Source organism: Sodalis ligni, assembly GCF_016865525.2.
GTDB classification, from domain to species: Bacteria; Pseudomonadota; Gammaproteobacteria; order Enterobacterales; family Enterobacteriaceae; genus Acerihabitans; species Acerihabitans ligni.
Genome location: NZ_CP075169.1, coordinates 1,781,791 through 1,806,074, shown reverse-complemented (window position 1 = coordinate 1,806,074; position 24,284 = coordinate 1,781,791). Strand labels below are relative to the sequence as shown.

Annotated in this window: 13 protein-coding genes and 2 pseudogenes; 8 read left to right on the top strand and 7 right to left on the bottom strand. The window is 57.2% G+C overall.

The features are described 5' to 3' along the window. Window positions 1-82: 82 nt before the first annotated feature. Window positions 83-1,168: a 3-phosphoserine/phosphohydroxythreonine transaminase gene (gene serC, locus GTU79_RS08450; RefSeq protein WP_203522212.1), complete on the bottom strand. Its 1,086-nt coding sequence runs from the start codon at window positions 1,166-1,168 to the stop codon at window positions 83-85. A 250-nt stretch (window positions 1,169-1,418) separates the two neighbouring features. On the opposite strand from serC, the gene ycaO reads away from it, so the two are divergent. The 5 genes and pseudogenes from ycaO (at window position 1,419) to GTU79_RS08425 (ending at window position 9,857) form a co-directional block, all read left to right on the top strand. After that, window positions 1,419-3,176, top strand: a complete 1,758-nt coding sequence (gene ycaO, locus GTU79_RS08445) for a 30S ribosomal protein S12 methylthiotransferase accessory factor YcaO (protein WP_203522213.1) — start codon at window positions 1,419-1,421, stop codon at window positions 3,174-3,176. A 498-nt stretch (window positions 3,177-3,674) separates the two neighbouring features. After that, complete coding sequence (gene focA, locus GTU79_RS08440; protein ID WP_132922652.1) at window positions 3,675-4,532, top strand: formate transporter FocA; 858 nt, start codon at window positions 3,675-3,677, stop codon at window positions 4,530-4,532. Window positions 4,533-4,588: 56 nt separating this feature from the next. Continuing rightward, window positions 4,589-6,869, top strand: a pseudogene (gene pflB, locus GTU79_RS08435) (formate C-acetyltransferase). Between the two features lie 197 nt (window positions 6,870-7,066). Next, window positions 7,067-7,807 (top strand): pyruvate formate lyase 1-activating protein, encoded by a 741-nt coding sequence (pflA, locus tag GTU79_RS08430; protein WP_132922654.1) that lies wholly within the window; start codon window positions 7,067-7,069, stop codon window positions 7,805-7,807. 307 nt (window positions 7,808-8,114) lie between these two features. Then, entirely contained in the window at window positions 8,115-9,857 is a 1,743-nt protein-coding gene (locus GTU79_RS08425) for an ABC transporter ATP-binding protein/permease (RefSeq protein WP_203522214.1), read from the top strand. A 130-nt stretch (window positions 9,858-9,987) separates the two neighbouring features. Here GTU79_RS08425 and GTU79_RS08420 read toward each other — a convergent pair whose 3' ends face one another. The 6 genes from GTU79_RS08420 to lrp form a co-directional block, all read right to left on the bottom strand. After that, entirely contained in the window at window positions 9,988-11,133 is a 1,146-nt protein-coding gene (locus GTU79_RS08420) for an MFS transporter (protein WP_203522215.1), read from the bottom strand. Between the two features lie 277 nt (window positions 11,134-11,410). Further along, complete coding sequence (serS, locus tag GTU79_RS08415) at window positions 11,411-12,703, bottom strand: serine--tRNA ligase (RefSeq protein WP_203522216.1); 1,293 nt, start codon at window positions 12,701-12,703, stop codon at window positions 11,411-11,413. Between the two features lie 150 nt (window positions 12,704-12,853). Continuing rightward, window positions 12,854-14,197 carry a replication-associated recombination protein A gene (locus tag GTU79_RS08410; RefSeq protein WP_203522217.1) on the bottom strand — a complete coding sequence of 448 codons (1,344 nt, stop codon included), beginning with the start codon at window positions 14,195-14,197 and terminating at the stop codon, window positions 12,854-12,856. Window positions 14,198-14,204: 7 nt separating this feature from the next. Beyond that, the gene (lolA, locus tag GTU79_RS08405) at window positions 14,205-14,816 is read right to left on the bottom strand and encodes an outer membrane lipoprotein periplasmic chaperone LolA (protein ID WP_214513840.1); all 612 of its coding nucleotides are present in this window, start codon (window positions 14,814-14,816) and stop codon (window positions 14,205-14,207) included. 166 nt (window positions 14,817-14,982) lie between these two features. Further along, the gene (locus GTU79_RS08400) at window positions 14,983-18,429 is read right to left on the bottom strand and encodes a DNA translocase FtsK 4TM domain-containing protein (protein WP_253073511.1); all 3,447 of its coding nucleotides are present in this window, start codon (window positions 18,427-18,429) and stop codon (window positions 14,983-14,985) included. Between the two features lie 122 nt (window positions 18,430-18,551). Then, the gene (lrp, locus tag GTU79_RS08395; protein ID WP_005287608.1) at window positions 18,552-19,046 is read right to left on the bottom strand and encodes a leucine-responsive transcriptional regulator Lrp; all 495 of its coding nucleotides are present in this window, start codon (window positions 19,044-19,046) and stop codon (window positions 18,552-18,554) included. A 534-nt stretch (window positions 19,047-19,580) separates the two neighbouring features. On the opposite strand from lrp, the gene trxB reads away from it, so the two are divergent. From trxB to cydC, 3 genes and pseudogenes are all read left to right on the top strand, one after another. Continuing rightward, window positions 19,581-20,549, top strand: coding sequence for a thioredoxin-disulfide reductase (gene trxB, locus GTU79_RS08390; protein WP_203522219.1), 969 nt, complete (start codon window positions 19,581-19,583; stop codon window positions 20,547-20,549). Between the two features lie 211 nt (window positions 20,550-20,760). Beyond that, a complete protein-coding gene (gene cydD, locus GTU79_RS08385) occupies window positions 20,761-22,524 on the top strand; it encodes a heme ABC transporter permease/ATP-binding protein CydD (RefSeq protein WP_203522220.1) in 1,764 nt (587 codons plus the stop codon). Between the two features lie 2 nt (window positions 22,525-22,526). Next, window positions 22,527-24,247: pseudogene (gene cydC / locus GTU79_RS08380) on the top strand (heme ABC transporter ATP-binding protein/permease CydC). Window positions 24,248-24,284 lie beyond the last annotated feature (37 nt).

The window sequence follows — 24,284 nt, the reverse complement described above, 5'->3', positions numbered from 1 at the left end:
AATTAAAAAATCAGCGACCCCGGCGGTAAGGTCGGGGTCGCAGGTTATTTCATTCTATTCGTACAGCGGAGGCCGCGAAAGATCAGCCGTGCCGCCGGGCGAATTCGGTCATGAACGCCACCAGGGCCTCAACGCCCGCCAGCGGCATGGCATTATAGAGCGACGCGCGCATTCCGCCCACCACGCGGTGACCTTTCAGGGCATGCAAACCGGCGGCAACGGATTCTTCCAGGAACAGCTTGTCCAACTCCGCATCCGCCAGCAGGAAGGGAACATTCATGCGTGAACGGTTAGCCGGCGCCACATCGTTACGGTAAAATTCGCTGCGGTCGATAAACCGGTACAGCAGATCGGCTTTCGCCTGGTTGCGCTGATCCATTGCCGCCAGGCCGCCCTGCGCTTTGAGCCATTTAAATACCAGGCCGGAAAGATACCAGGCAAAGGTGGGCGGGGTATTGAACATGGAGTCGTTTTCCGCCAGCACCTGGTAATCCAGGACCGAAGGGGTTTCGCGCCGGGCCTTGCCCAGCAGATCTTCGCGCACGATAACCAGCGTCAGCCCGGCCGGACCGATGTTTTTCTGCGCTCCGGCATAAATCACGCCGAACCGGCTGACATCCAGCGGGCGGGAAAGAATGGTGGAAGAATAGTCCGCCACCACCACCTTGTCGCCGAAATCGGGTAATTCGTCGATGGCCAGCCCGTCGATGGTTTCATTGGGGCAGTAATGCACATACGCGCTGTCTGTGGAGAGCGTCCATTCGCCCATGGGCTTGATGGCACGCATGCCGTCAAGGCGGGTCTTCACGTCAATAACCCGGGGATCGCAATACTTGCGGGCTTCGGCCACGGCGCTGTGGGCCCAATAGCCGCCGTCGATATAATCGGCGCCGGCGCCTTCCCCCAGCAGATTCAACGGCACCGCGGCGAATTGCGCGCGGGCGCCGCCGTGGCTGAACAGCACTTTATAGTTATCGGGGATACTCAACAGTTCGCGCAAATCCTGTTCGGATTCCTTCGCCACCTCGATAAATTCCTTGCTGCGGTGGCTGATTTCCATGACCGACGTACCCAGTCCATGCCAATCGCATAATTCCTGCTGCGCGCGCTGCAATACTTCCGCCGGAATCATTGCCGGGCCGGCGCTAAAATTAAAGACCTGATTCATTTCCCCTCACCACATTGACCGAAAACCGTTTGAACATCCGATGCCATCGTTTTTATCACTCGCATTCGGACGTCGCAACGTTTATTGACTCTCTTGCGCATTTTAGCCATCGACGCATTCGCGGCCGGAATATCAACCATACCATTCATGAGGCTGTTACGTCCGGCGGCGGTCTTTACAGAGAATACGTGGAGCCTGAAGGCAAAACACCGTATTATGCCGGTTTAGCGACGATAATAAAGTGAGCCTTATGACCCAGACATTTATCCCCGGTAAAGACGCCGCCCTCGAAGACTCCATCCAGCGATTTTATCAACAATTGTCGGCGCTGGGTTTTAATATTGAAGAGGCCTCCTGGCTCAACCCGGTTCCCCATGTCTGGTCAGTGCATATCCGCGATCGCGACTGCCCCCTGTGTTTCACCAACGGCAAGGGCGCCAGCAAAAAGGCCGCGCTGGCCTCTGCTCTGGGGGAGTATTTCGAGCGGCTTTCCACCAATTATTTCTTTGCCGATTTTTATCTCGGCCACAGCATCGCCCAGGGCGATTTTGTGCACTATCCCAACGAAAAGTGGTTTCCCCTGACGGCGGATGATACGTTGCCGCACGGCATCCTGGACGATCGGCTGCGGAATTTTTACGATCCCGACGGGGCGCTGCGGGCCGGCGCGCTGGTGGATTTGCAATCCGGCAATAAAGAGCGCGGCATCTGCGCCCTGCCGTTTACCCGGCAATCGGACCAGGCGGTTATCTATATCCCGATGAATATCATCGGCAATCTCTATGTATCCAATGGCATGTCGGCGGGCAATACCGCCAATGAAGCGCGGGTACAGGCGTTGTCCGAAGTGTTTGAACGCCATATCAAAAACCGCATCATCGCCGAATCCATCAGTCTGCCGCTCATACCCCAAACGGTACTGGACCGCTATCCCGGCGTTTTGGCGGCCATTAGCCGGCTGGAAGAGGAAGGCTTTCCCATTTTCGCCTATGACGCGTCCCTTGGCGGTGAATACCCGGTTATCTGCGTCGTGCTGTTCAATCCCGCCAACGGCACCTGTTTTGCTTCTTTCGGCGCGCATCCGGATTTCGGCGTGGCGCTGGAGCGCACCGTGACCGAGCTGTTGCAGGGCCGCAGCCTGAAAGATCTGGATGTCTTTACCCCGCCTACCTTTGACGACGAGGAAGTGGCGGAGCAAACCAACCTGGAAACGCATTTTATTGACTCCAGCGGGCTTATCTCCTGGGATCTGTTTAAAGAGGATGCCGATTATCCCTTTGTGGATTGGAATTTCAGCGGCACCACCGGCGCGGAATTCGCCGCCATGATGGAGATTTTCCGGCGAAAGGAGGCAGAGGTCTATATCGCGGACTACGAGCATTTGGGCGTTTATGCCTGCCGTATACTGGTGCCGGGCATGTCCGATATCTATCCGGCGGAGGATTTATTGTTCGCCAATAACACCATGGCCGCCCATTTGCGCGACGAGCTGCTAAGCCTGCCGGAAAGCCAGTGGCCCCCGGAGCGGTATCTGGCACTTATCGAGCGGCTTGATGATGAAGGGCTGGACGATTTCACCCGGGTGCGTGAGCTGCTGGGCCTGGCCACCGGCCGGGACAACGGTTGGTTCACCCTGCGGGTGGGAGAGTTGAAAGCCATGCTGGCGCTCGCGGGAGGCGACCTCGAACAGGCGTTGATCTGGACCGAATGGACCCTGGATTTCAATAGTTCGGTTTTTTCGCCGCAGCGTGAAAATTATTACCGCTGTTTGCAAACCCTCCTTCTGCTCGCCCAGGAGTCCGGCCGGGATCCGGCGCAGTACCACACCGCGTTCGAACGCATGTACGGTGCCGCCACGCTCGCCAGCGCTACCGCCGCACTGCGGGGCAAGCAGTGCTTTGCCGGCCTGTTTACCATCGACGGCGATCTACACGCGCTGCCGGCCCATCGCGCCCTACTGGCCGCCTATGAAAAATTGCAGTTGGCAAAACGCCGCTACTGGCGGTAGGATCCCGGAGCCGGAAAGATAAGCGCTACGCTCTTTTCCCCGCCGTTACGGCCCGGCGGGGAGGATAAAATAAATTTATCCGTCGTTACGGCGAGCGGGAGTAATAACCCTACATAAATCATGGCTTTATTTAGCTCCGATGACATTGAGCATTATCGCCGGGCGTTTGGCGAAATATAATGCTCGCCAAGGTTCCAATAAATAGTTTATTGTTATCGTGAAGTGAAATTTGGCTGTTTTATTGCCTTGATGAAACATTGCGGCTATATGCGATGCCATTTCATAACGTTCATAAAAGTGCAAAAAATGCCGTTTTCAAATCTTTGTGTAATTATTAAACTTTATTTTTAACTTAAAAATCAACATCTTATAATTAATTTACCCCATTTCCCCTACCCAAAAGGCCGTTAAGTTCGGCCCATTATGATCCAAGTCAATTTTTGCACTATACTGCTTTGTTAGAATTACAACGTTTAATTATTCACCGAGAGAGTTAGTGTGAAAGCTGACAACCCATTTGATTTACTCTTGCCTGCCGCCATGGCAAAAGTCGCTGAAGAAGCCGGCGTTTATAAAGCAACCAAACAACCGGCAAAAACGTTTTTCCTGGCGATAACCGCAGGCGTGTTCATCTCCATCGCTTTCGCTTTTTATATCACCGCCACCACGGGTACCACCGCAATGCCTTACGGCATTGCCAAACTGGTGGGCGGGGTATGTTTCTCGTTAGGCCTGATGCTGGTGGTGGTTTGCGGCGCGGACCTGTTCACTTCCACAGTGCTGATTATGGTCGCCAAGGCCAGCGGACGCATCACATGGGGGCAGTTGGCGCGTAATTGGATCAACGTTTACATCGGCAACTTTATCGGCGCGTTGTTCTTCGTGGCGCTTATCTGGTTTTCCGGGGAGCATATGGTCGCCAACGGCGGCTGGGGCCTGAACGTTTTGCAGACTGCCGACCATAAAGTGCATCACACTTTTATCGAGGCGGTGTGTCTTGGGATTCTGGCGAATTTGCTGGTCTGTCTGGCGGTATGGATGAGTTATTCCGGCCGCAGCCTGATGGACAAAATGTTCGCCATGATATTCCCTGTCGCGATGTTTGTTTCCAGCGGTTTTGAACACAGCATCGCCAATATGTTTATGATCCCAATGGGTATTGTGATCAAGAATTTTGCTGGTCCGGAGTTCTGGCAAGCCATTAACATGGCGCCCGACCAGTTTTCACATCTTACCGTAAGTAACTTTATTATCGACAACCTGATTCCGGTAACGATTGGCAACATCATCGGCGGGGGGTTACTGGTAGGGTTAACGTATTGGGTAATTTATCTGCGCGGTGGAAATAACCATTAATTTGGTCCGCCGTGAAGCCGGGTTTTAAGAAATCCACATTAGAAGGTAGGTATAAAATGACCGATCTGAACACAAAACTAGCCACTGCTTGGGAAGGTTTCAGCAAAGGCGACTGGCAGAATGAAGTCAATGTTCGTGACTTTATCCAAAAACTATACTCCTTATGAAGGCAACGAAGCCTTCCTGGCCGGTGCGACTCCCGCCACTACCGCCCTGTGGGCGAAGGTAATGGAAGGCATCAAAACCGAAAACCGCACCCATGCGCCGGTGGATTTCGATACCGATGTTGCGGCTACCATTACGTCCCATGACGCCGGCTATATCAATAAAAGCCAGGAAAAAATCGTCGGCCTGCAAACTGATGCACCGTTGAAACGCGCTATTATCCCGTTCGGCGGCATCAAGATGGTTGAAAGCTCCTGCAAAGCCTACGATCGCGAGCTGGACCCGCAGCTGAAAAAAATCTTCACCGAATACCGTAAAACCCATAACCAGGGCGTATTCGATGTCTATACTCCCGACATTCTGAAATGCCGTAAGACCGGTGCGTTGACCGGCCTGCCCGACGCCTACGGCCGTGGCCGCATCATTGGCGATTACCGTCGCATCGCGCTGTACGGTATCGACTACCTGATGAAAGACAAATTCGCCCAGTTCACCTCTTTGCAAAGCAAACTGGAAAACGGCGAAGACCTGGAAGCCACCATCCGTCTGCGTGAAGAAATCGCCGACCAGCATCGCGCTTTGGGTCAAATCAAAGAAATGGCCGCCAAATACGGCTGCGATATTTCCGGCCCGGCCACCACCGCTCAAGAAGCTGTTCAATGGACCTACTTCGGCTACCTGGCCGCGGTTAAATCCCAGAACGGCGCTGCAATGTCCTTCGGCCGTACTTCTACGTTCCTGGATATCTTCATCGAACGCGATTTGAAAGCCGGCAAAATCACTGAAGAACAGGCTCAGGAACTGATTGACCATCTGGTCATGAAACTGCGTATGGTCCGTTTCCTGCGTACTCCTGAATATGACGAACTGTTCTCCGGCGACCCGATTTGGGCCACTGAATCACTGGGCGGCATGGGCGTTGACGGCCGAACCCTGGTTACCAAAAACAGCTTCCGCTTCCTGAACACCCTGTACACCATGGGGCCGGCTCCGGAACCGAACATGACCATTCTGTGGTCGGAAAAATTGCCGATCAGCTGGAAGAAATTTACCGCCAAGGTTTCCATCGATACCTCTTCCGTACAGTATGAAAACGACGACCTGATGCGTCCCGATTTCAACAATGACGATTACGCCATTGCCTGTTGCGTAAGCCCGATGGTTGTCGGCAAACAAATGCAGTTCTTCGGCGCCCGCGCCAACCTGGCTAAAATGGTTCTGTACGCAATCAACGGCGGCATGGACGAAAAAGCCAAAATCCAGGTCGGTCCGAAAACCGCGCCGATTGCCGACGCAGTCCTGGATTACGATACCGTGCTAAACAGCATGGATCACTTCATGGATTGGCTGGCCAAGCAGTATGTCACCGCGCTGAACATCATCCACTATATGCATGATAAATACAGCTACGAAGCATCGCTGATGGCCCTGCATGACCGTGATGTCTATCGCACCATGGCTTGCGGCATCGCCGGTCTGTCCGTCGCCGCCGACTCCCTGTCCGCCATCAAGTACGCCAAGGTCAAACCGGTACGTGATGCTGATGGCATGGCCGTTGATTTCGACATCGAAGGCGAATACCCGCAGTTCGGTAACAACGACTCCCGCGTCGATGACATCGCTTGCGACCTGGTTGAACGTTTCATGAAGAAAATTCAGAAGCTGCCGACCTACCGTGGCGCTGTACCGACTCAGTCCATTCTTACCATTACCTCTAACGTGGTTTACGGTAAGAAGACCGGTAACACTCCTGACGGACGTCGTTCAGGCGCGCCGTTTGGACCGGGTGCCAACCCGATGCACGGTCGTGACCAGAAAGGCGCTGTCGCTTCTCTGACATCCGTTGCCAAACTGCCGTTTGCCTACGCGAAAGACGGTATTTCTTATACCTTCTCCATCGTGCCTAAAGCACTGGGCAAGGATGACGACGTACGTAAAGCCAACCTGGCAGGCTTGATGGACGGTTACTTCCATCATGAAGCCGGCGTGGAAGGCGGTCAGCATCTGAACGTCAACGTGATGAACCGTGAAATGCTGCTGGCGGCCATGGAACATCCGGAAGACTACCCGAACCTGACCATCCGTGTGTCCGGTTATGCGGTACGCTTCAATTCATTGACCAAAGAACAGCAGAAGGACGTTATCACCCGTACCTTCACGGCGTCGATGTAATTTCCCTCACCGTCTGAAAAGGCGTAAAATAAAGGCTCCACGAAAGTGGGGCCTTTTTATCACCTGCACCGGGTGATTGTCAGCACGTTCAGGTGAATATGCTTTGGCTGAAAGCGCTACTTTAAGCAGATAAGCAGCAGATAAACAGAGTCGTTCAGCCAAAACACACTTCCTGCAAAGATGGAGAAAACCCCGCAATGTCAGTACTTGGTCGCATCCATTCGTTTGAATCCTGCGGTACCGTCGATGGTCCGGGCATTCGTTTTATCATTTTCTTCCAGGGCTGCCTGCTCCGTTGCCTCTATTGCCACAACCGCGACACCTGGGATTTGCACGCCGGCCGCGAAATATCCGTTGAGGAGATCATGAAAGAGGTGGTCACCTACCGGCACTTTATGAATGCTTCCGGCGGCGGCGTCACCGCGTCCGGCGGCGAGGCGATTTTGCAGGCTGAATTCGTGCGCGACTGGTTTCGCGCCTGCCATGCCGAAGGCATCAATACCTGCCTTGACACCAACGGCTACGTGCGGCGTTACGATGAGGTCATTGACGAACTGCTGGACGTGACCGACCTGGTGATGCTCGATATCAAGGAAATGAACGACGATATCCATCAAAACCTGGTGGGTGTTTCCAACCACCGCGTGCTGGATTTTGCCCGCTATCTGCAAAAGATCAACAAACGCACCTGGCTGCGGTATGTGGTGGTGCCCGGCTGGTCGGATGATGATAAATCGGTGCATATGCTGGGTGAATTCACCAAGGATATGGCCAATATCGAAAAAATCGAATTGTTGCCCTACCATGAGCTGGGTAAACACAAATGGATAGCCATGGGTGAAGAATATAAGCTCGAAGGAGTGAATCCTCCCACCACGGAAACCATGGAGCATGTAAAAGCTATTTTGGCCGGGTACGGCCATAAAGTGATGTATTAACTGCTGCCCCGCCGCTGCTCGTGATATACCCTAAATAATTCGAGTTGCAGAAAAACAACGTACCTGCAACTTGAAGTATGACGGGTATAATAACGTATTTTCAGACCGTATCTTCCTCCGCCCTGCCGGGACAATTTTCGGCAGGGCAGGTGTTCTGCCTGGTTATCCGCCCCTTCCCCGCTTGCCTATTGTCAATAAAGCGCCTGTACATTACATGTTTACTTACCAAACTGGCCTATTTTTTCCAGAGAAGTTTCCAGTGATGACGTATTATGATGGCTTTGGCAATTGAAATGATCGCTAACATATGAAAGCAGCAGAAATTAAAACCGCGCACTGGCGGGAAGTGTGGCAGTTGATAAAGCCCTTTTGGCGTTCCGAGGAAAAGTGGCGTGCCTGGGGAATGCTGGCGGTGATTGTTATCCTCTCTTTAACCACGGTGTATATCAGCGTTCTTTTTAACCAATGGAACCGGGTATTTTACGATGCGCTGCAGAATAAAAATTTCCCGGTGTTCAAAAGTCAGCTTATCTATTTTACCTGGCTGGCGCTGATATTTATCGTCATATCCATCTATAAAATCTACCTGACCCAGGGCCTGCAAATGTATTGGCGGCGCTGGATGACCCGGCAATATATGGATAAGTGGTTACAGCACCACGTCTATTACCATACCGAACAGCAACAGACCGTTGATAACCCCGACCAGCGTATTGCTGAAGATTTGAATGCCCTTACCAGCGGCACGCTGTCGCTGGCGCTGGGTTTGCTTTCAAGCGTCGTGACATTTGTCTCTTTTATTTCCATTCTCTGGTCGGTAAGCGGTCCCATCTCCGTTACCCTGAGCGGCCATCTTTTCACGGTGCCCGGTTATATGGTGTGGTTTGCCATTTTATATGCTGGAATGGGATCGCTGCTGATATGGAAGGTCGGCCGGCCGCTGGTACGTTTGGGTTTTGAGCAGGAAAGATTTGAGGCGAATTTTCGTTTCGGACTGATCCGTATCCGTGAAAACAATGACGCCATCGCCCTTTACCAGGGCGAGCCGCGGGAAGCTAAACAGTTGGACGGCAGGTTTGAAGCCATTCGCGCCAACTGGTGGTCCATTATGCGCGTCAGCCGGCGGCTGAACGTGGCCAGTAATTTTTACGGTCAGTTTGCCATTATCTTCCCGATTCTGGTGGCGGCGCCGCGTTATTTCTCCGGCGCCATCCAGCTCGGTACTCTGATGCAAATTTCCTCGGCGTTTGGCGAGATTCAAGGGGCGTTGTCCTGGTTTATCGACGCCTTTAACCAGTTGGCTAGCTGGAAGGCCTGCATTAACCGGCTGGCGGGGTTCAACGCTGCGGTGGAACGCCACAGCAGCCAGAACACCGACATAGTGCGTCAGCCAACCGCGGGGGCGGCGTTGGCATTGACGGATTTGACGCTCACCATTCCCACCGGGCGGGCGCTGTTCCACGGGGCGACGCAGTCCATTGCGCCGGGTGAGAAGGTGTTGATAGTGGGTCCGTCCGGCTGCGGTAAGTCTACGCTGCTGCGCGCCATTGCCGGTATATGGCCTTATGGTTCAGGGGGTATTGGTTTGCACAGCGGTATGAAAGTGCTGTTTTTGCCCCAGCGCAGCTATATTCCCATCGGCAGTTTGCTGGGGGCGCTGTGTTATCCGGAAGCGCCGGATCATTTCAGCCGGGAGCAGATGCTGTCGATGCTGGATGAATGCCAGCTGGCCCATTTGCGGCCTATGCTGGATAAAGAATTGAACTGGAGCCATTGGTTGTCTCCCGGCGAGCAGCAAAGGCTGGCATTTGCCAGGGCGCTGTTGATCAAGCCGGATATTCTGTTTCTGGATGAGGCCACCAGCGCGCTGGACGATGAGAATGAGCAGCTGATGTACCGGCTACTGACGGAAACCTTGCCGGACGTGACGCTGGTTAGCGTGGCCCATCGTAACAGTGTCGCCCGCTATCATACGCGCTGCTTGCGTTTTGAACGTCAGAACGCTGAGGATTGCGCGGTGCTTAATCGCAGTGAATTGCCGGCGGCATAGCGCCAGCGCCTAATCGGGCGGGCGGGAACACCACGCCCGCTTCGACCACATCGGCGCGCTCTCCCTTTAACACGCTTGGTTTAAGCTTCAGCGATTGCGGGCCTGCACGCCAAGGCCGTTTGTCACTTTATCAGGCGGTGGTGACCGGCGTATGGTGCCTGTCCGCTTTGCGCAGCAGCATCACCAGATAAATCAGGGCTACCCCGGAGATGATAACAAACAGCCACTGATCCGAATAGCGCTGCATCAGTATGGCGGTCATGCTCGGGCCAGCCAGGCTGCCGATGGTGTAGCTGAGCAGCAGGGCTTGGTTCATTGCCACCAGTTCATGGGTGGGCACCTTTTCACAGGCCCATGACATGGCCACCGGATAAAGGGTGAATCCCGAGCAGCCTAGCAGGAACAGCGCGGGAACCATGGCGGCGTCGCTCAGCATAGACAAGCTGCCGATAATGACCATAAATACCTGCACCCGCAATATCATCAAGCGCCCGAAACGGTCCGCCAGGCGACCTACCGGCCATTGTCCGACGATACCGGCGCTCACCAGCAGCGCCATCCAGTATCCCACCTTGCCGTCGCTCAGTCCCTGGTGTGACAGATAGAGCGGCATCAGGCCGTAAAGCGAACCGAGCACCACGCCCGAGATGATGCAGCCATTGATGCCCAGGCGGGCATTGCGGCGCAGCAGCATCGGCCAGACCGGGGCACGGGGGGACTCGGTGCCCTGTCCGTCTATGCGGTTGAACAGCAGCGGCAGCACCGCCACGATCATCAGGGCGGTTACCCAGAGCAATACCGACATCAAGGCGGTGGATACGCCGCTCAGCAGCAGTTGGCCGATGACCGTGCCCATGTAATAGACCATCATATAAGCGGCCAGCAGTTGTCCGCGGGTGCGTATCGTACCCCGGCGCATCAGGGCGCTTTCCACCACCACCCAAACCAGCGCACAGGCGACGCCGGCCACAAACCGGCAGAGCAGCCAGCTGCCGAAATCGATGGTTAAGCCCAGCCCGAGGGTGGCAACGGCAAAGAGTACGCAGGAGAAGTGATAGCTGCGGTTAAAGCCGACCCGTTTAATCAGCGTGCCGGCCAATAGGGTTCCCACCAGATTACCGGTGAAATAGGACGACCCCACCAGCCCGATTTGCCAGGTAGGCAGCGACTCATGGGACAGCCATAGGGGCACCAGCGTATTGAGCACGGCGATGGAAACGGTCAACGACAACAGCCCGGTAAGCAACATCACCACCGGGCGGGAATAGACGGACATAGGATGGAAACCGGACTCAAAATGCAGAAATTGTGCGCATCATGCCACTACGGTATTAAAAGTCAATGCGGCTAAATTCGCGTCAGCATTTTTTGCAATAGCCGTTTTATTCCGGCAACCGCGCGCCATGTCGCAAAGGAATAAATAGCGGCAAGGATGGTGCTTGCGGCACCGCGGGATATCGGGGGACAAAGAGAGCGACGGCGGTCGAAACAGGCAGGGGATAGGCTGTAAGAGCTTAATCACGGCCATCGTTCACGATGGCCGTTAGCCTGCATCAACCGATATGGGTCAATCCTTTCATATAGGGCACCAGCACCGCCGGTATTTCGATCCGGCCGTCCGCCATCTGGTAGTTTTCCATGACCGCCACCAGCGTACGTCCCACCGCCAGGCCGGAGCCGTTGAGGGTGTGTACCAAACGCGGTTTTTTATCCTCTTTGCTGCGATAGCGGGCCTGCATGCGGCGGGCCTGGAAATCGCCGATATTGGAACAGGAGGAAATTTCCCGGTAGGTATTCTGCGCCGGCAGCCACACTTCCAGGTCGTAGGTTTTGCAGGATGCGAAGCCCATATCGCCGGTACAAAGCAATATTTTACGGTACGGCAGGTTCAGCAACTGCAGGACCTTCTCCGCATGGGCGGTGAGTTCTTCCAGCGCCTGCATGGAGTTTTCGGGTTTCACCACCTGCACCATTTCAACCTTGTCGAACTGGTGCATGCGGATGAGACCGCGGGTGTCGCGACCGTAGGAACCCGCCTCGGAGCGAAAACACGGGGTGTGGGCGGTCATCTTGAGCGGCAGAACGTCTTCGTCGAGAATTTCGTCCCGCACCAGATTGGTCAGGGGAACTTCCGCCGTGGGAATCAACGCATAGGCGCTGGTCTCGGCTTCTTCACTGAGGGGCTGGGTATGGAACAAATCTTCGGCGAATTTCGGCAGTTGGCTGGTACCGTACAGTGAAGCATGGTTCACCAGATAGGGCACGTAGGTTTCAAGATAGCCATGCTGCTCAGTGTGCAGGTCCAGCATGAACTGCGACAACGCCCGGTGCAGATGGGCAATCTGCCCTTTCATGACCACAAAACGCGTGCCGGTCAGTTTCACCGCGGCGGCAAAATCAAGCCCGTCGGACATTTCACCCAAGGCCACGTGATCGCGCACCGGAAAATCATACTGCTTGGGTTCGCCCCAGCGGCTGATTTCCTGGTTATCATTTTCGTCTTTGCCGAAGGGCACCACGTCATCGGGAATGTTGGGTATGGACAACGCCATGTCGCGGATACTATTTTGCAATATATCCAGTTCGGCCTTGGCGGCATCCAGGCGCTCACCCAGAAGATTCACCTCCTGACGCAAAGGCTCGATATCTTCTCCACGGGCTTTCGCCGCGCCGATCGATTTGGATCGGGAATTGCGTTCGGCCTGCAGCGTTTCGGTTTCTACCTGCAACACCTTACGGCGTTCTTCATATTTACGCAGAGTATCGACATCCAGCTTGAAACTTCTGCGAGCCAGTTTCTCGGCAACCGCGTCCAGCTCATTACGCAGTAGATTAGGATCGAGCATGCTAGTCCTGTGCTTGTTGTTGTTAAATTGACAGCCGTCAAAGTGAGAGTTGTCAAATTTATATCAGATTGATGTTTAAGACTTCCCGCGGCCTTTTCGGGCTGTCGCGGCAACCCATTTATTCCCGCTCACCTTACCGCAACAGGCTGTTTATCGGTAGCGTTTTATTGGGCTATTTTGATCCTGCGCGTCAAGCCAGGCAAGCTTTTCAGCAATCTTCGCCTCCAGTCCGCGGGTGCTGGGATGGTAGTAGCGCGTGGCGGCCATTTCCGGCGGGAAATAGTTCTCACCGGCGGCGTAGGCGTTAGGTTCGTCATGGGCGTAGCGATACTCCGCCCCCAGTCCCATCTCTTTCATCAGCTTGGTGGGGGCGTTGCGCAAATGCGCCGGCACGTCGAAATCGGTGTTTTCCCGAGCATCCTGCATGGCGGCCTTGAAGGCGGTGTATACCGCATTGCTCTTCGGCGCGCAGGCCAGGTAAACGATGGCCTGGGCAATGGCACGCTCGCCCTCCGCCGGGCCGACCCGGGTGAAGCAATCCCAGGCGGCAAGAGCCACCTGCATGCCGCGGGGATCGGCGTTGCCCACATCTTCGGAAGCGATGGCCAGCAGGCGGCGCGCCACGTAAAGCGGATCGCCGCCGGCGGTGATAATGCGCGCGTACCAGTAAAGCGCCGCATCGGGAGCCGAACCGCGTACGGACTTATGCAGCGCGGAGATCAGATCGTAATAGCGATCGCCTTTGTTATCAAAGCGGGCGCTTCGTTCGCCGGAAATCTCCTTGAGCAGCGCCGGAGTTAAAATCCGGTTGCCCAGGGCATCGGGTTCGGCCATATCGACCATCATTTCCAGGCTGTTCAATGCCCGCCGGGCATCGCCATTCACCCACTCCGCCAGCATGTGCCTGGTTTCGTCCGGCAAAACGATATTCTGGCCGCCGTAGCCCCGCTCGGGATCCGTCATGGCCTGGGACAGTACCGTCTCGATATCTTCGGCGGTGAGGGCCTTGAGCAGATAGACCTTGGCGCGTGATAACAGCGCGGAGTTCAATTCAAACGAGGGATTTTCGGTGGTGGCGCCGATAAAAGTGATGGTGCCTTCTTCCACATGGGGCAGGAAGGCATCCTGCTGGCTTTTATTGAAACGATGCACTTCGTCCACGAACAGGATGGTGCGGCGTCCGGCGTCCCGGTTGAGGCGCGCGCGCTCGATGGCCTCGCGGATTTCCTTGATGCCGGAAGTGACCGCAGAGACACGCTCCACGTCCGCGTTACCGTAGCGGCCGATGAGTTCCGCCAGCGTGGTTTTACCGGTGCCCGGCGGTCCCCACAGGATCATGGAGTGCAATTGTCCGTTCTTGATAGCTCTCGGCAACGGCTTGCCGGGCGCCAGCAGGTGCTGCTGACCGACATACTCTTCCAGGGTGGCGGGACGCATGCGCGCGGCCAGCGGCTGGAACTCGTTGCGGGAAAAATCAAGGGACAGATTGCTCATGCTCACCTCATTGACGTTGATCGTCCACCGTCACGCCTTTGGGCGGTGTGAAGCGGAATTTAGCGGCGTCTATCTGGCCGTTTATCTGGCTTTTCAGTTGATAGGCGCTGCGCTGCCCGTCCTGCTCGACGGCGGTGAAACCGTTAATGGTGCCGCCGGTATTTACATTGATAGTAAACTGCTTCAAATTTCCGGCAGCGGATTTGGGCGTCAGCTCAAACATATCGCCCCGCTGTTTGACGTTGTATTGACGCCAGTCATCCGGGCTGTTGCGGGTTATCAGCATAAACGGAGTATTCCCGGTGCTGTTTTTCAGCCAGGTGGCGGTGACCTGTTCGACAAACGGATTATAGAACCATAAGGTTTTGCCGTCGGAAATCAGTACGCTTTCAGCCGGCGAGGTCATATGCCAGTTAAACAAATTGGGCCGCTTGACCCACAGTTCGCCTTCCCCTTGCTGTACCGAACCGCCTTCGGCGCTGGTGACGGTTTGGTTAAAGCTGGCATGGAAGCTGTTGACCTGGTTCAGGCGGCTTTGCAATGTCTGGGCATCGTCGGCCAACGCCGGCAGCGAAACCATGGCGCTCAACAGACAGGCGGCAAACAACCGTATTTTCATTATAGATATCCCTTGAAAAAAGAAAGGCGTGGCAAGGGCTTTCTCGGCCCCTCCCGCCTGTTACGACTCACTCTATCGGAGAAACGATGATAAGGCATAGGATAATACTCTGAAATCGTCACCGTTTTACGCATCTTTGCACAGGGGCCGCAGACAGCAGTTACCGTTATTCCCCTGACTGCTGCGCCAGGACCTCGCGGTTGCCGTTATGCCCCGGCGAACTGACGATACCCTGCAGCTCCATTTGCTCGATAATCCGGGCGGCGCGGTTGTAGCCGATGCGGAACTGGCGCTGCACGCCGGAAATCGAAGCCCGGCGTTTATCCAATACAAACTGCACCGCCTGATCGAACAGCGGATCCAGCTCTTCATCGCCGTCCAGGCCGCCGGCGCCGGCCTCACCCTCTTCGCCCGCGCTGGTAATGCTGTCGATATACTGCGGACGGCCGCGCGCTTTCCAGTCGCTGACCACCGCGTGCACTTCCTGGTCGCGCACGAACGCGCCATGGACGCGGACCGGTATGGATGAATTGGGGGCCATATAAAGCATATCCCCCATGCCCAGCAGGGACTCCGCGCCGGACTGGTCGAGAATGGTGCGCGAATCTATCTTACTCGACACGGTGAATGCGATGCGGGTAGGGATATTGGCTTTTATCAAGCCGGTAATAACGTCCACCGAGGGGCGCTGGGTAGCCAATACCAAATGGATACCGGCGGCCCGGGCCTTTTGCGCCAGGCGGGCAATCAGCTCTTCCACTTTTTTGCCCACCGCCATCATCAGGTCGGCGAACTCATCCACCAGCACCACGATATAGGGCAGCTTTTCCAGCATGGGCGGCGACATCGCCATGCCGTCGCCGGGCTTCCAGAACGGATCCGGCACCGGCCGGCCCATAGCCGCCGCCTGCTCGATACGCTCGTTGTACCCGGCCAGGTTACGCACCCCCAGCGCCGACATCAGCTTGTAGCGGCGCTCCATTTCACCAACGCACCATCTCAGCGCGTTGGCGGCGTCCTTCATGTCGGTGACCACTTCCGTCAGCAGGTGCGGAATACCTTCATACACCGACAGTTCCAGCATTTTCGGGTCGATCATGATAAAGCGCACTTCTTCCGGCGTCGCTTTAAACAGCATGCTGAGGATCATGGCGTTGACCCCCACCGATTTACCCGAGCCGGTGGTGCCCGCCACCAGCAAATGCGGCATTTTCGCCAAATCGGCAATCACCGGCTGGCCGGCAATGTCCTTGCCCAGCACGATGGCCAGCGGGGACACCGTTTCGCGGAACTTGTCACAGTCCAGCACTTCACGCAGATACACCGTCTGGCGACGCTTATTCGGCAGTTCGAGACCGACGTAAGGCTTGCCGGGAATCACTTCCACCACGCGCACCGCCACCGCGGACAGCGAGCGCGCCAGATCCCGCGACAAATTGGATATCCGCGCCGCTTTTACCCCCGGCGCCAGATCCAACTCAAAACGGGTAATCACCGGCCCGGGGGAAATGCCCACCACGTCGGCCTTCACCCGATAATCAGCCAGCCTGGCTTCCACCAGCCGCGCGGTCTGCTCCAGGGCGAACATATCCACCGGTTCATCCTCCAGCGGCGGCGAGGTCAGCAAATCCAGCGTCGGCAGCGGCGTGGTGGGCTTTTGCACCGGCTGTTCATTACGCATCAGGAACGGGTGGATCAGGCTATCCATTGCCGGAGGGGCAGTTGCGGCTAAGAGCGTGCCCGCTGGCGGGGGGGTAACCGCCGTGCCGGTATGCCCGTGTCCCGCCGGCGCTATCTCGTCGTCATCAGCCGCATAGAGGGCCGGGAGGTTCTCGTCTTCGTCGGGGTGTGCCGCCGCGTGTTGATCCGCATAACGGGGCGGCAGGGTGAACAGCGGCGCAGCCTGAGCATCGTCCGTTGAATCCGCCACGGGTGAAAAATTGAAGTCCCCATGACGCTGTAGATCGATATCCGCCTTGGGCGATAACGGCGAGGCCGCCACCGGCCGGTCCGGCGATTGTGCGTCGTTTTCCTCGGCGTAGCGCTGATCCTGCTGGCGTTTGAATTCGGCGGCCAGACGCTGCTGTTCCCATTCCGCCTCTTCGTCCGCCTCGGCGCCGTCACTGCCGTAGCGCTGGGCCTGCTGCGCCATGAACGCCTGGTGCAGTTCCACCTGCTGGTGGGCCTGTTCATCGTCGGATAGCGCCGGATGGGATTTGGCCGCGTCGCTTTGCGCCAGGCCATGGGTGTGGTCCGCGGCCCGCTGCGACGGCAATTTGATGCCGTATGACGCCAGTTCGCGCCGCGTCGGGATCCGCACCGGGTTCGGGCGCGGCAGCTCGGGGCCGATGCCTTGCTTGACCTGCGGGTTGCCATCGCTGATGGCGCTGAAGGCGGGCATAAAGGTCAGCGAGGCGGCGCTGTGATCCACCGGCACGGCGCCCTCGCCAGGCAATTGTCCGCTGCTTTGCTGCCCCACGCTGAAATCATAGGGGGTATGGGCGCTATCCTGGCTGGCGGCCAGCCAGTTGCCCATCCGGGGACCGTCGTCGTCATCGGCGAAATCACTTTGCGCTGTGGGAGGAACGGACTGGCCGCCCGGAAGCTCAAAGCGGTATTGCGGTACGGCCTCTTGCGCCGCCGTCACGGGGGCTGCGGTTGACGGCGCGGCGGGAGCAATAGCCTCCGGTGTCTGAAGCGCGGCGCTCGTCCGGTCGCCTGGCGCAATAGCAGCCTGCCCCGCCAGCGGTGCGGCGGCGAAAGAGACATCAGGGGCTACAAGCGCGGCGTTCGCCGGCGCAGCGATATCCGCACCGGCGGCCGGCATGGCCACCGCCGCCGCGCTGCCGGCATCCGTCACGGCGCGCGGGGAGAACAGCGGATCGCTGCCGTCTTCACCCTCCGCAGGCCGGTTGCTCGATGCCGTAGCGGGATTATCCCCCGCCTCATCCTCGTCCTCGTCCTCATAGTCCTCATCGTAATACTCTTCCTCGCGGCGGGAACGATTAGACATAAAAGTCAGGCTGCCCAGCAGCACGCCGCCAATTTTTTCAGCGATCGTCAGCCAGGACCAGCCGGTGAACAAGGTCAACCCCGCGGCCCAGACGCATAGCAGCGTCAGCGTGGCGCCGATACCGTTGAACCAGGGTGACATGGCGTTGTCCAGCAGGCTGCCAATCACCCCGCCAGAAGCGAAATAATAGAGATCGTCCACATTGAGCGCGGCCAGGCCGCAGGAGGTCAGTATCAGCGCCAGGGTGCCGATAAGGCGCAGCGCCAAGGCAAAATAATCCACATAGTCCTGCACCTCCCGCTGACGGAAAGAGTTCCAGCAGAAGATCAGCATAATCGGCGGCAGCGCGTACGCCAGCACGCCGAAGGTGAAAAACAGCGTATCGGCAAACCACGCCCCAACGCCGCCCCCCAGATTATGGATAGGCCCATGCCAGGCCGTTTGCGACCAACTGGGATCGGACGGATCGAAGCTGACCAGGGAAATCATCAAATAGAGGGCAAAAATAGCCATGACTATGAGGACGGCCTCGAGTAACCTGCGGCCGCTGCTCATTTTTTTTAACGTAACGTCTTTATCTTCTGTATATTCCTGGCTCAAGAAAGGCTCTCCAGGTTTCTCAACCGGTATAACAACAGCGCCGACGTGCTGGCCGGCGCCGAGACTGTATGAATCCACAGGAGTGTAACCTTAAAAGCAGTCTTTTGCACCTGTGGTGTTTCTTAACGCGTTTTGATGACCAATCTGTTGCTTTGTTTCACTTCTTCCATCACCACATAGGTCCGGGTATCGTTAACCCCCGGCAACCGCAGCAATGTTTCACCCAGCAGCTTGCGATACGCCGACATATCCGGCACCCGCGTTTTCAGCAGGTAGTCAAAATCCCCCGACACCAGATGGCATTCCTGAATTTCTTCCAGCTTTTGTACAGCGGTATTGAATTGCTCAAACACATCGGGCGCGCCCCGATTAAGGGTTATCTCAACGAAAACCAGTAAAGACGCATCCAGATAATGCGGATTAAGCAAAGCGGTATAACCCTGAATGAAACCCTGACGCTCGAGACGACGCACCCGTTCCAGACAAGGGGTCGGTGATAGTCCTACCCGTTTCGAAAGTTCGACGTTCGAGATCCGTCCATCCTTTTGCAGTTCGTTAAGGATGTTGCGGTCGATACGGTCGAGATCTTTTCCCGGGCGTTTTTTATTGTCTACCATTATTATTGTCTCTCTTCATTCCTTCCCTGCACTTGCCATACCCCTGCCGACTTCAATGTTTCAGGGTTTGCTTTAAAGACCTGCTGTTTGTTTTATTCTAAGGTCTGCCATTTCCACTGCCGCGCACGCTGTCTGTCCAAACCGCGACAGCGGCAGAAGAGAATTCTGCCTGGAAGAAATTTACCGGCTGAACATGCGGCCTATCGGCGGCTCCGCCGACCATCCGAATGGCGATTAACCGAATCGACACCAACCGAATAATTTCTTCTTACCTGATGTTTTCGCAAAAGCACAGCGGATTGTCAAAGTAAAACAACAAAAATCAGAACAACATGCCGATAAAATCGGGTCTAGGGCCCTTGGCAGGGGTAAAAAGCTTTATTTACCCGATCATGCCCTGATGGAGCATTAAAACGCCGTAGAGATAGGACATAACAATGATAATAATCGCTAATGGCTTTTGCATTCTTTTCTTAATCTGGTAATTTTCTTACAATCGGATAGCTAAATCAGTGCGGCTAAAATGAGGAAACCATGTCAACGGTGAAACACAGTAAATTACTTATCCTGGGATCGGGCCCGGCGGGTTATACCGCTGCGGTTTATGCCGCGCGGGCCAACCTCAACCCAGTTCTTATCACCGGTATGGAGCAAGGCGGCCAATTGACCACCACCACCGAGGTGGAAAACTGGCCGGGGGATCCGGAAGGACTGACCGGTCCCTTGCTGATGGAACGCATGTACGCCCACGCAGCCAAATTCAACACCGAAATCATCTTCGACCATATCAGCCAGGTGGAACTTAAAGAGCGGCCGTTTCGCCTGACGGGCGATAACGGCGTTTATACCTGCGACGCGTTGATTATCGCCACCGGCGCCTCCGCGCGCTATCTGGGCCTGCCCTCTGAAGAGGCGTTCAAGGGCAAAGGCGTGTCGGCCTGCGCCACCTGCGACGGCTTTTTCTATCGCAACCAGAAAGTGGCGGTGGTGGGCGGCGGGAATACTGCGGTGGAGGAGGCGCTGTATCTGTCGAATATTGCCGCCGAAGTGCACCTGATTCATCGCCGCGATACGTTCCGTTCTGAAAAAATCCTCATCGACCGGCTGATGGAGAAAGTTAAAAACGGCAATATCGTTCTGCATCCCGACCGGACGCTGGAGGAAGTGCTGGGAGACGAGAGCGGCGTGACCGGCGTGCGCCTCAAGCACGTTGTTCGCGGCGATAGCGACGCCCTTGAGGTGGCGGGGGTATTCATCGCCATCGGCCATAGCCCCAATACCGCGATTTTCGGTGACCAGCTGGCGCTGGAGAACGGCTATATCCGCGTGCAGTCGGGTATTCACGGCAACGCAACCCAGACCAGCATCCCGGGCGTGTTCGCCGCCGGCGATGTGATGGATCATATCTACCGCCAGGCCATCACCTCCGCCGGCACCGGCTGTATGGCGGCCCTGGACGCCGAGCGCTACCTGGACGGTCTGGCGGCGGTCAACGATCGTTAACGGCAACCTCCCGCCAACGCCAACGCCAACGCTGTGGCGGGAGAGCATGCGGGTCTATCCATCTCTAAATTGCCGCTTCTTATTTTCTCCTTACCGCCAACCGGGTAATATGTCGTCTCGCCGGGGTAGCCTAAAGCCGCCCCGGCCTTTCGCGTCCCTACGCGGGATTTTTGCCTTAAATGCATACCACAGCGGCTGAAATCGTTTTCCAATGAATAAAACCCGACAATACGTGCTGGTCCGTTGGCTCAAATCGCAAAGTGCGCTGGTGAAGCGCTGGCTCCGCCTCTCGCTGCTGCTGGGCCTGTTCAGCGGGGTGGTTATCGTCGCCCAGGCCTGGGTGCTGGCCCGTCTTCTGCAGGCGCTGATCGTGGACCATCAGCCGCGCGCCGGCCTGCTCAACGAATTTTTCGCCCTGGCCGCCCTGTTTGTCCTGCGGGCGGTCATCGGTCTGCTGCGGGAGCGCGCCGGTTTTATCGCCGGCCGCATCCTGCGGCGGGAAATACGCCGCCAGGTGCTCGATCGCCTGGAGCTGCTGGGGCCGGCCTGGATACAGGGTAAACCCGCCGGGAGCTGGAGCAGCCTGCTGCTGGAGCAGATCGAGGATATGCAGGATTACTACGCCCGCTACCTGCCGCAGATGTACCTGGCCGGGCTGGTGCCGTTGCTGATTTTGGCGGTTTTATTCCCCATCAACTGGACGGCGGCGCTGATCCTGTTTTGCACCGCGCCGTTGATCCCGCTGTTTATGGCCCTGGTGGGTATGGGCGCCGCCGACGCCAACCGGCGCAACTTTGTGGCGCTGACCCGGCTGAGCGGCTATTTCCTTGATCGCCTGCGGGGGCTGGATACGCTGAGGCTGTTCAACCGGGCGCAGGCGGAAACGGCTCATATCAGCCGCGCCAGCGACGATTTTCGCCTGCGCACCATGGAAGTGCTGCGCCTGGCGTTCCTCTCCTCCGGCGTGCTGGAGTTTTTCGCCTCCATCTCCATCGCGGTGGTGGCGGTTTATTTCGGTTTCTCCTACCTGGGGGAACTGCACTTCGGCAGCTACGGCGCCGGCGTTACGCTGTTTGCCGGTTTCCTGGTGCTGATCCTGGCGCCGGAATTTTTTCAGCCGCTGCGGGATCTGGGGACGTTTTATCATGCCAAGGCGCAGGCGGTGGGCGCGGCGGAATCACTGGTCACTTTTTTGCAGTCCGACACCCGCGCACAGGGGGGCGGTGAACTGGAGCCGGACTTTGGTTCCCTGACCTTGTCCGCGGAGCAGCTGGTTATCCTGGCGCCGGACGGCAGCCGGCTGGCCGGTCCGCTGGATTTCACCCTCGAGGCCGGCCGGCGGGTGGCCATTGTCGGGGAGAGCGGCGCCGGTAAAAGCTCGCTATTGAACGTCTTGTTGGGGTTCCTGCCCTATGAGGGCTCATTGCGCCTGAACGGCCATGAGCTACGGGACGTATCGCCCCAGCACTGGCGCAGGCAAATCGGCTGGGTAAGCCAAAGTCCTTTTTTGCCTGCCGACAGCGTGCGGGACAATATCCTGCTCGGCAAGCCCGACGCGAGCGGCGAGGAGCTGGAACGGGCGGTGGACGCTGCCTATGTGCGGGAATTCCTGCCGCTGCTGCCTCGGGGAATCCATAGCGCGGTGGGGGAAAACGCCGCGCAGCTGTCAATGGGACAAGCGCAGCGGGTCGCCCTGGCGCGGGCCATGTTGCGCACGCCGGCACTGCTGTTGCTGGACGAACCCACCGCCAGCCTGGATGCCCATAGCGAAGCATTGGTGATGCAGGCGTTGGACAGCGCAACCCGCCGGCAGACCACGGTTATGGTAACCCATCAGTTGGCGGATATCCGCGAGTTCGATGCCATCTGGGTGATGGGCAACGGCCAAATCCTTCAGCAGGGGCGCTACAGCGGGTTGGCGGCCCAACCCGGTCCGTTTGCCAGCCTGCTGGCCCATCGCCTCGGAGGATGCTGATTATGCGCGTATTACTGCCCTTTTTAGCGTTATATCGCCGTCACGGCGGCCGCATTGCCTTGGGGATGCTGCTGGCCATCGTCACCCTGCTGGCCAGCATCGGCTTATTGAGCCTGTCGGGCTGGTTCCTGGCCGGCTCGGCCCTGGCGGGAACGGCGGGGTTATATACGTTCAATTACATGCTGCCGGCGGCGGGCGTCCGCGGCGCGGCAATCACCCGCACGGCGGGACGCTGGGCGGAGCGGGTGGTAAGCCATGACGCCACCTTCCGCGTGCTGCAGCAGCTGCGAATCGATATTTTTACCAAAATCCTGCCCCTTTCCCCCGGCGTGATTGCCGGTTTCCGCCAGGCCGAATTGCTCAATCGTCTGGTGGCGGACGTGGATACTCTCGATCACCTGTATTTGCGTGTGCTGTCGCCGCTGCTGAGCGCGCTGGTGGTTTCCCTGGTGGTCACCCTCGGTTTATGCGCCCTGGACGTCAGGCTGGCGTTGACGCTGGGCGCTATGATGCTGGCGGTGCTCGTTGTGTTCCCGCCGCTGTTCTATCACGCAGGTAAATCCATCGGCCGGGACTTAACCCGCCTGCGCGCGGCGTACCGGCTGCATCTGGTCACCTGGCTGCAAGGCAATGCCGAGCTCACCGTCTACGGCGCCGCCGGGACTACCGTCGTCAGCTGGATGAAACAGAACGTCATTGGCAGCGGCGGCAACAGCGGCAGGCCGGGCTGGCCGCCCTGTCCCAGGCCCTGCTTATCCTGCTTACCGGACTGGCGGTTACCCTGCTGCTGTGGCTGGCGGCCGACGACGTCGGCGGGGCATGGATTGCGCTGGTAGTCTTTACCACCCTTGCGTCCTTTGAAGCCCTCGGCCCGGTTGCCGGCGCCTTCCAGCACCTCGGTCAGGTGATGGCTTCCGCCGTGCGCATTACCGATATCATCCGCCGCGAGCCGGCGGTGACTTTCCCCGCGGACGGACCGCAGGCTGCGGACAGCGCCGCCCTGTCGGCGGACAATATCCGCTTCACCTATCCCGGGCAAAAGCAACCGGCCCTCAACGGGCTGTCGCTGCACATCGCCCACGGGGAACACGTGGCCATACTGGGCCATACCGGCAGCGGCAAATCCACGCTGCTGCAATTGTTCACCCGTGCCTGGGATCCGCAGGCCGGTGAAATTCGGCTGAACGGACAGGGACTTTCGCAATGGAGCGAACCGGCCCTGCGATCCATGATGGCGGTGGTGCCGCAGCGGGTGCATGTCTTCAGCGCCACCCTGCGGGATAACCTGCTGCTGGGCGCCCCCGCGGCGGACGACACAAAGCTTAGGACCATGCTGGAACACATGGGGCTGGAAAAGCTGCTGGGGTCCGAGGGCCTGGATGCCTGGCTGGGCGAAGGCGGACGTCAACTGTCCGGTGGTGAGCAACGCCGGCTCGGCATTGCCCGCGCGCTGCTCCACGATGCGCCGCTGCTGCTGCTGGATGAACCCACGGAAGGGCTTGACGCCGCCACCGAGCGGCATATTCTGGCATTATTGCAGCAACTGGGACGGCAAAAAACGCTGGTTATCATCACGCACCGGCTGCAGGGCCTGGAGCTGATGGACAGGATTTATGTGATGGACCAGGGTAATTTTACTGAACAAGGCACTCATGGGGAATTAATGGAAAGCAGGGGCCGCTATTACCATTATCATCGCCCGGAAGAGGTCTATACCGAATAGCTTTCGAGTTACAGCAAGGCGGCAACTTGAAAGATGA

Excerpts from the sequence above, each read along its gene's own strand:
- serC (WP_203522212.1), bottom strand. The coding sequence starts at position 1,168 with ATGAATCAGGTCTTTAATTTTAGCGCCGGCCCGGCAATGATTCCGGCG.
- ycaO (WP_203522213.1), top strand. The coding sequence starts at position 1,419 with ATGACCCAGACATTTATCCCCGGTAAAGACGCCGCCCTCGAAGACTCC.
- GTU79_RS08420 (WP_203522215.1), bottom strand. The coding sequence starts at position 11,133 with ATGTCCGTCTATTCCCGCCCGGTGGTGATGTTGCTTACCGGGCTGTTG.
- GTU79_RS08425 (WP_203522214.1), top strand. The coding sequence starts at position 8,115 with ATGAAAGCAGCAGAAATTAAAACCGCGCACTGGCGGGAAGTGTGGCAG.
- lrp (WP_005287608.1), bottom strand. The coding sequence starts at position 19,046 with ATGGTAGACAATAAAAAACGCCCGGGAAAAGATCTCGACCGTATCGAC.
- pflA (WP_132922654.1), top strand. The coding sequence starts at position 7,067 with ATGTCAGTACTTGGTCGCATCCATTCGTTTGAATCCTGCGGTACCGTC.
- lolA (WP_214513840.1), bottom strand. The coding sequence starts at position 14,816 with ATGAAAATACGGTTGTTTGCCGCCTGTCTGTTGAGCGCCATGGTTTCG.
- GTU79_RS08410 (WP_203522217.1), bottom strand. The coding sequence starts at position 14,197 with ATGAGCAATCTGTCCCTTGATTTTTCCCGCAACGAGTTCCAGCCGCTG.
- serS (WP_203522216.1), bottom strand. The coding sequence starts at position 12,703 with ATGCTCGATCCTAATCTACTGCGTAATGAGCTGGACGCGGTTGCCGAG.
- cydD (WP_203522220.1), top strand. The coding sequence starts at position 20,761 with ATGAATAAAACCCGACAATACGTGCTGGTCCGTTGGCTCAAATCGCAA.
- trxB (WP_203522219.1), top strand. The coding sequence starts at position 19,581 with ATGTCAACGGTGAAACACAGTAAATTACTTATCCTGGGATCGGGCCCG.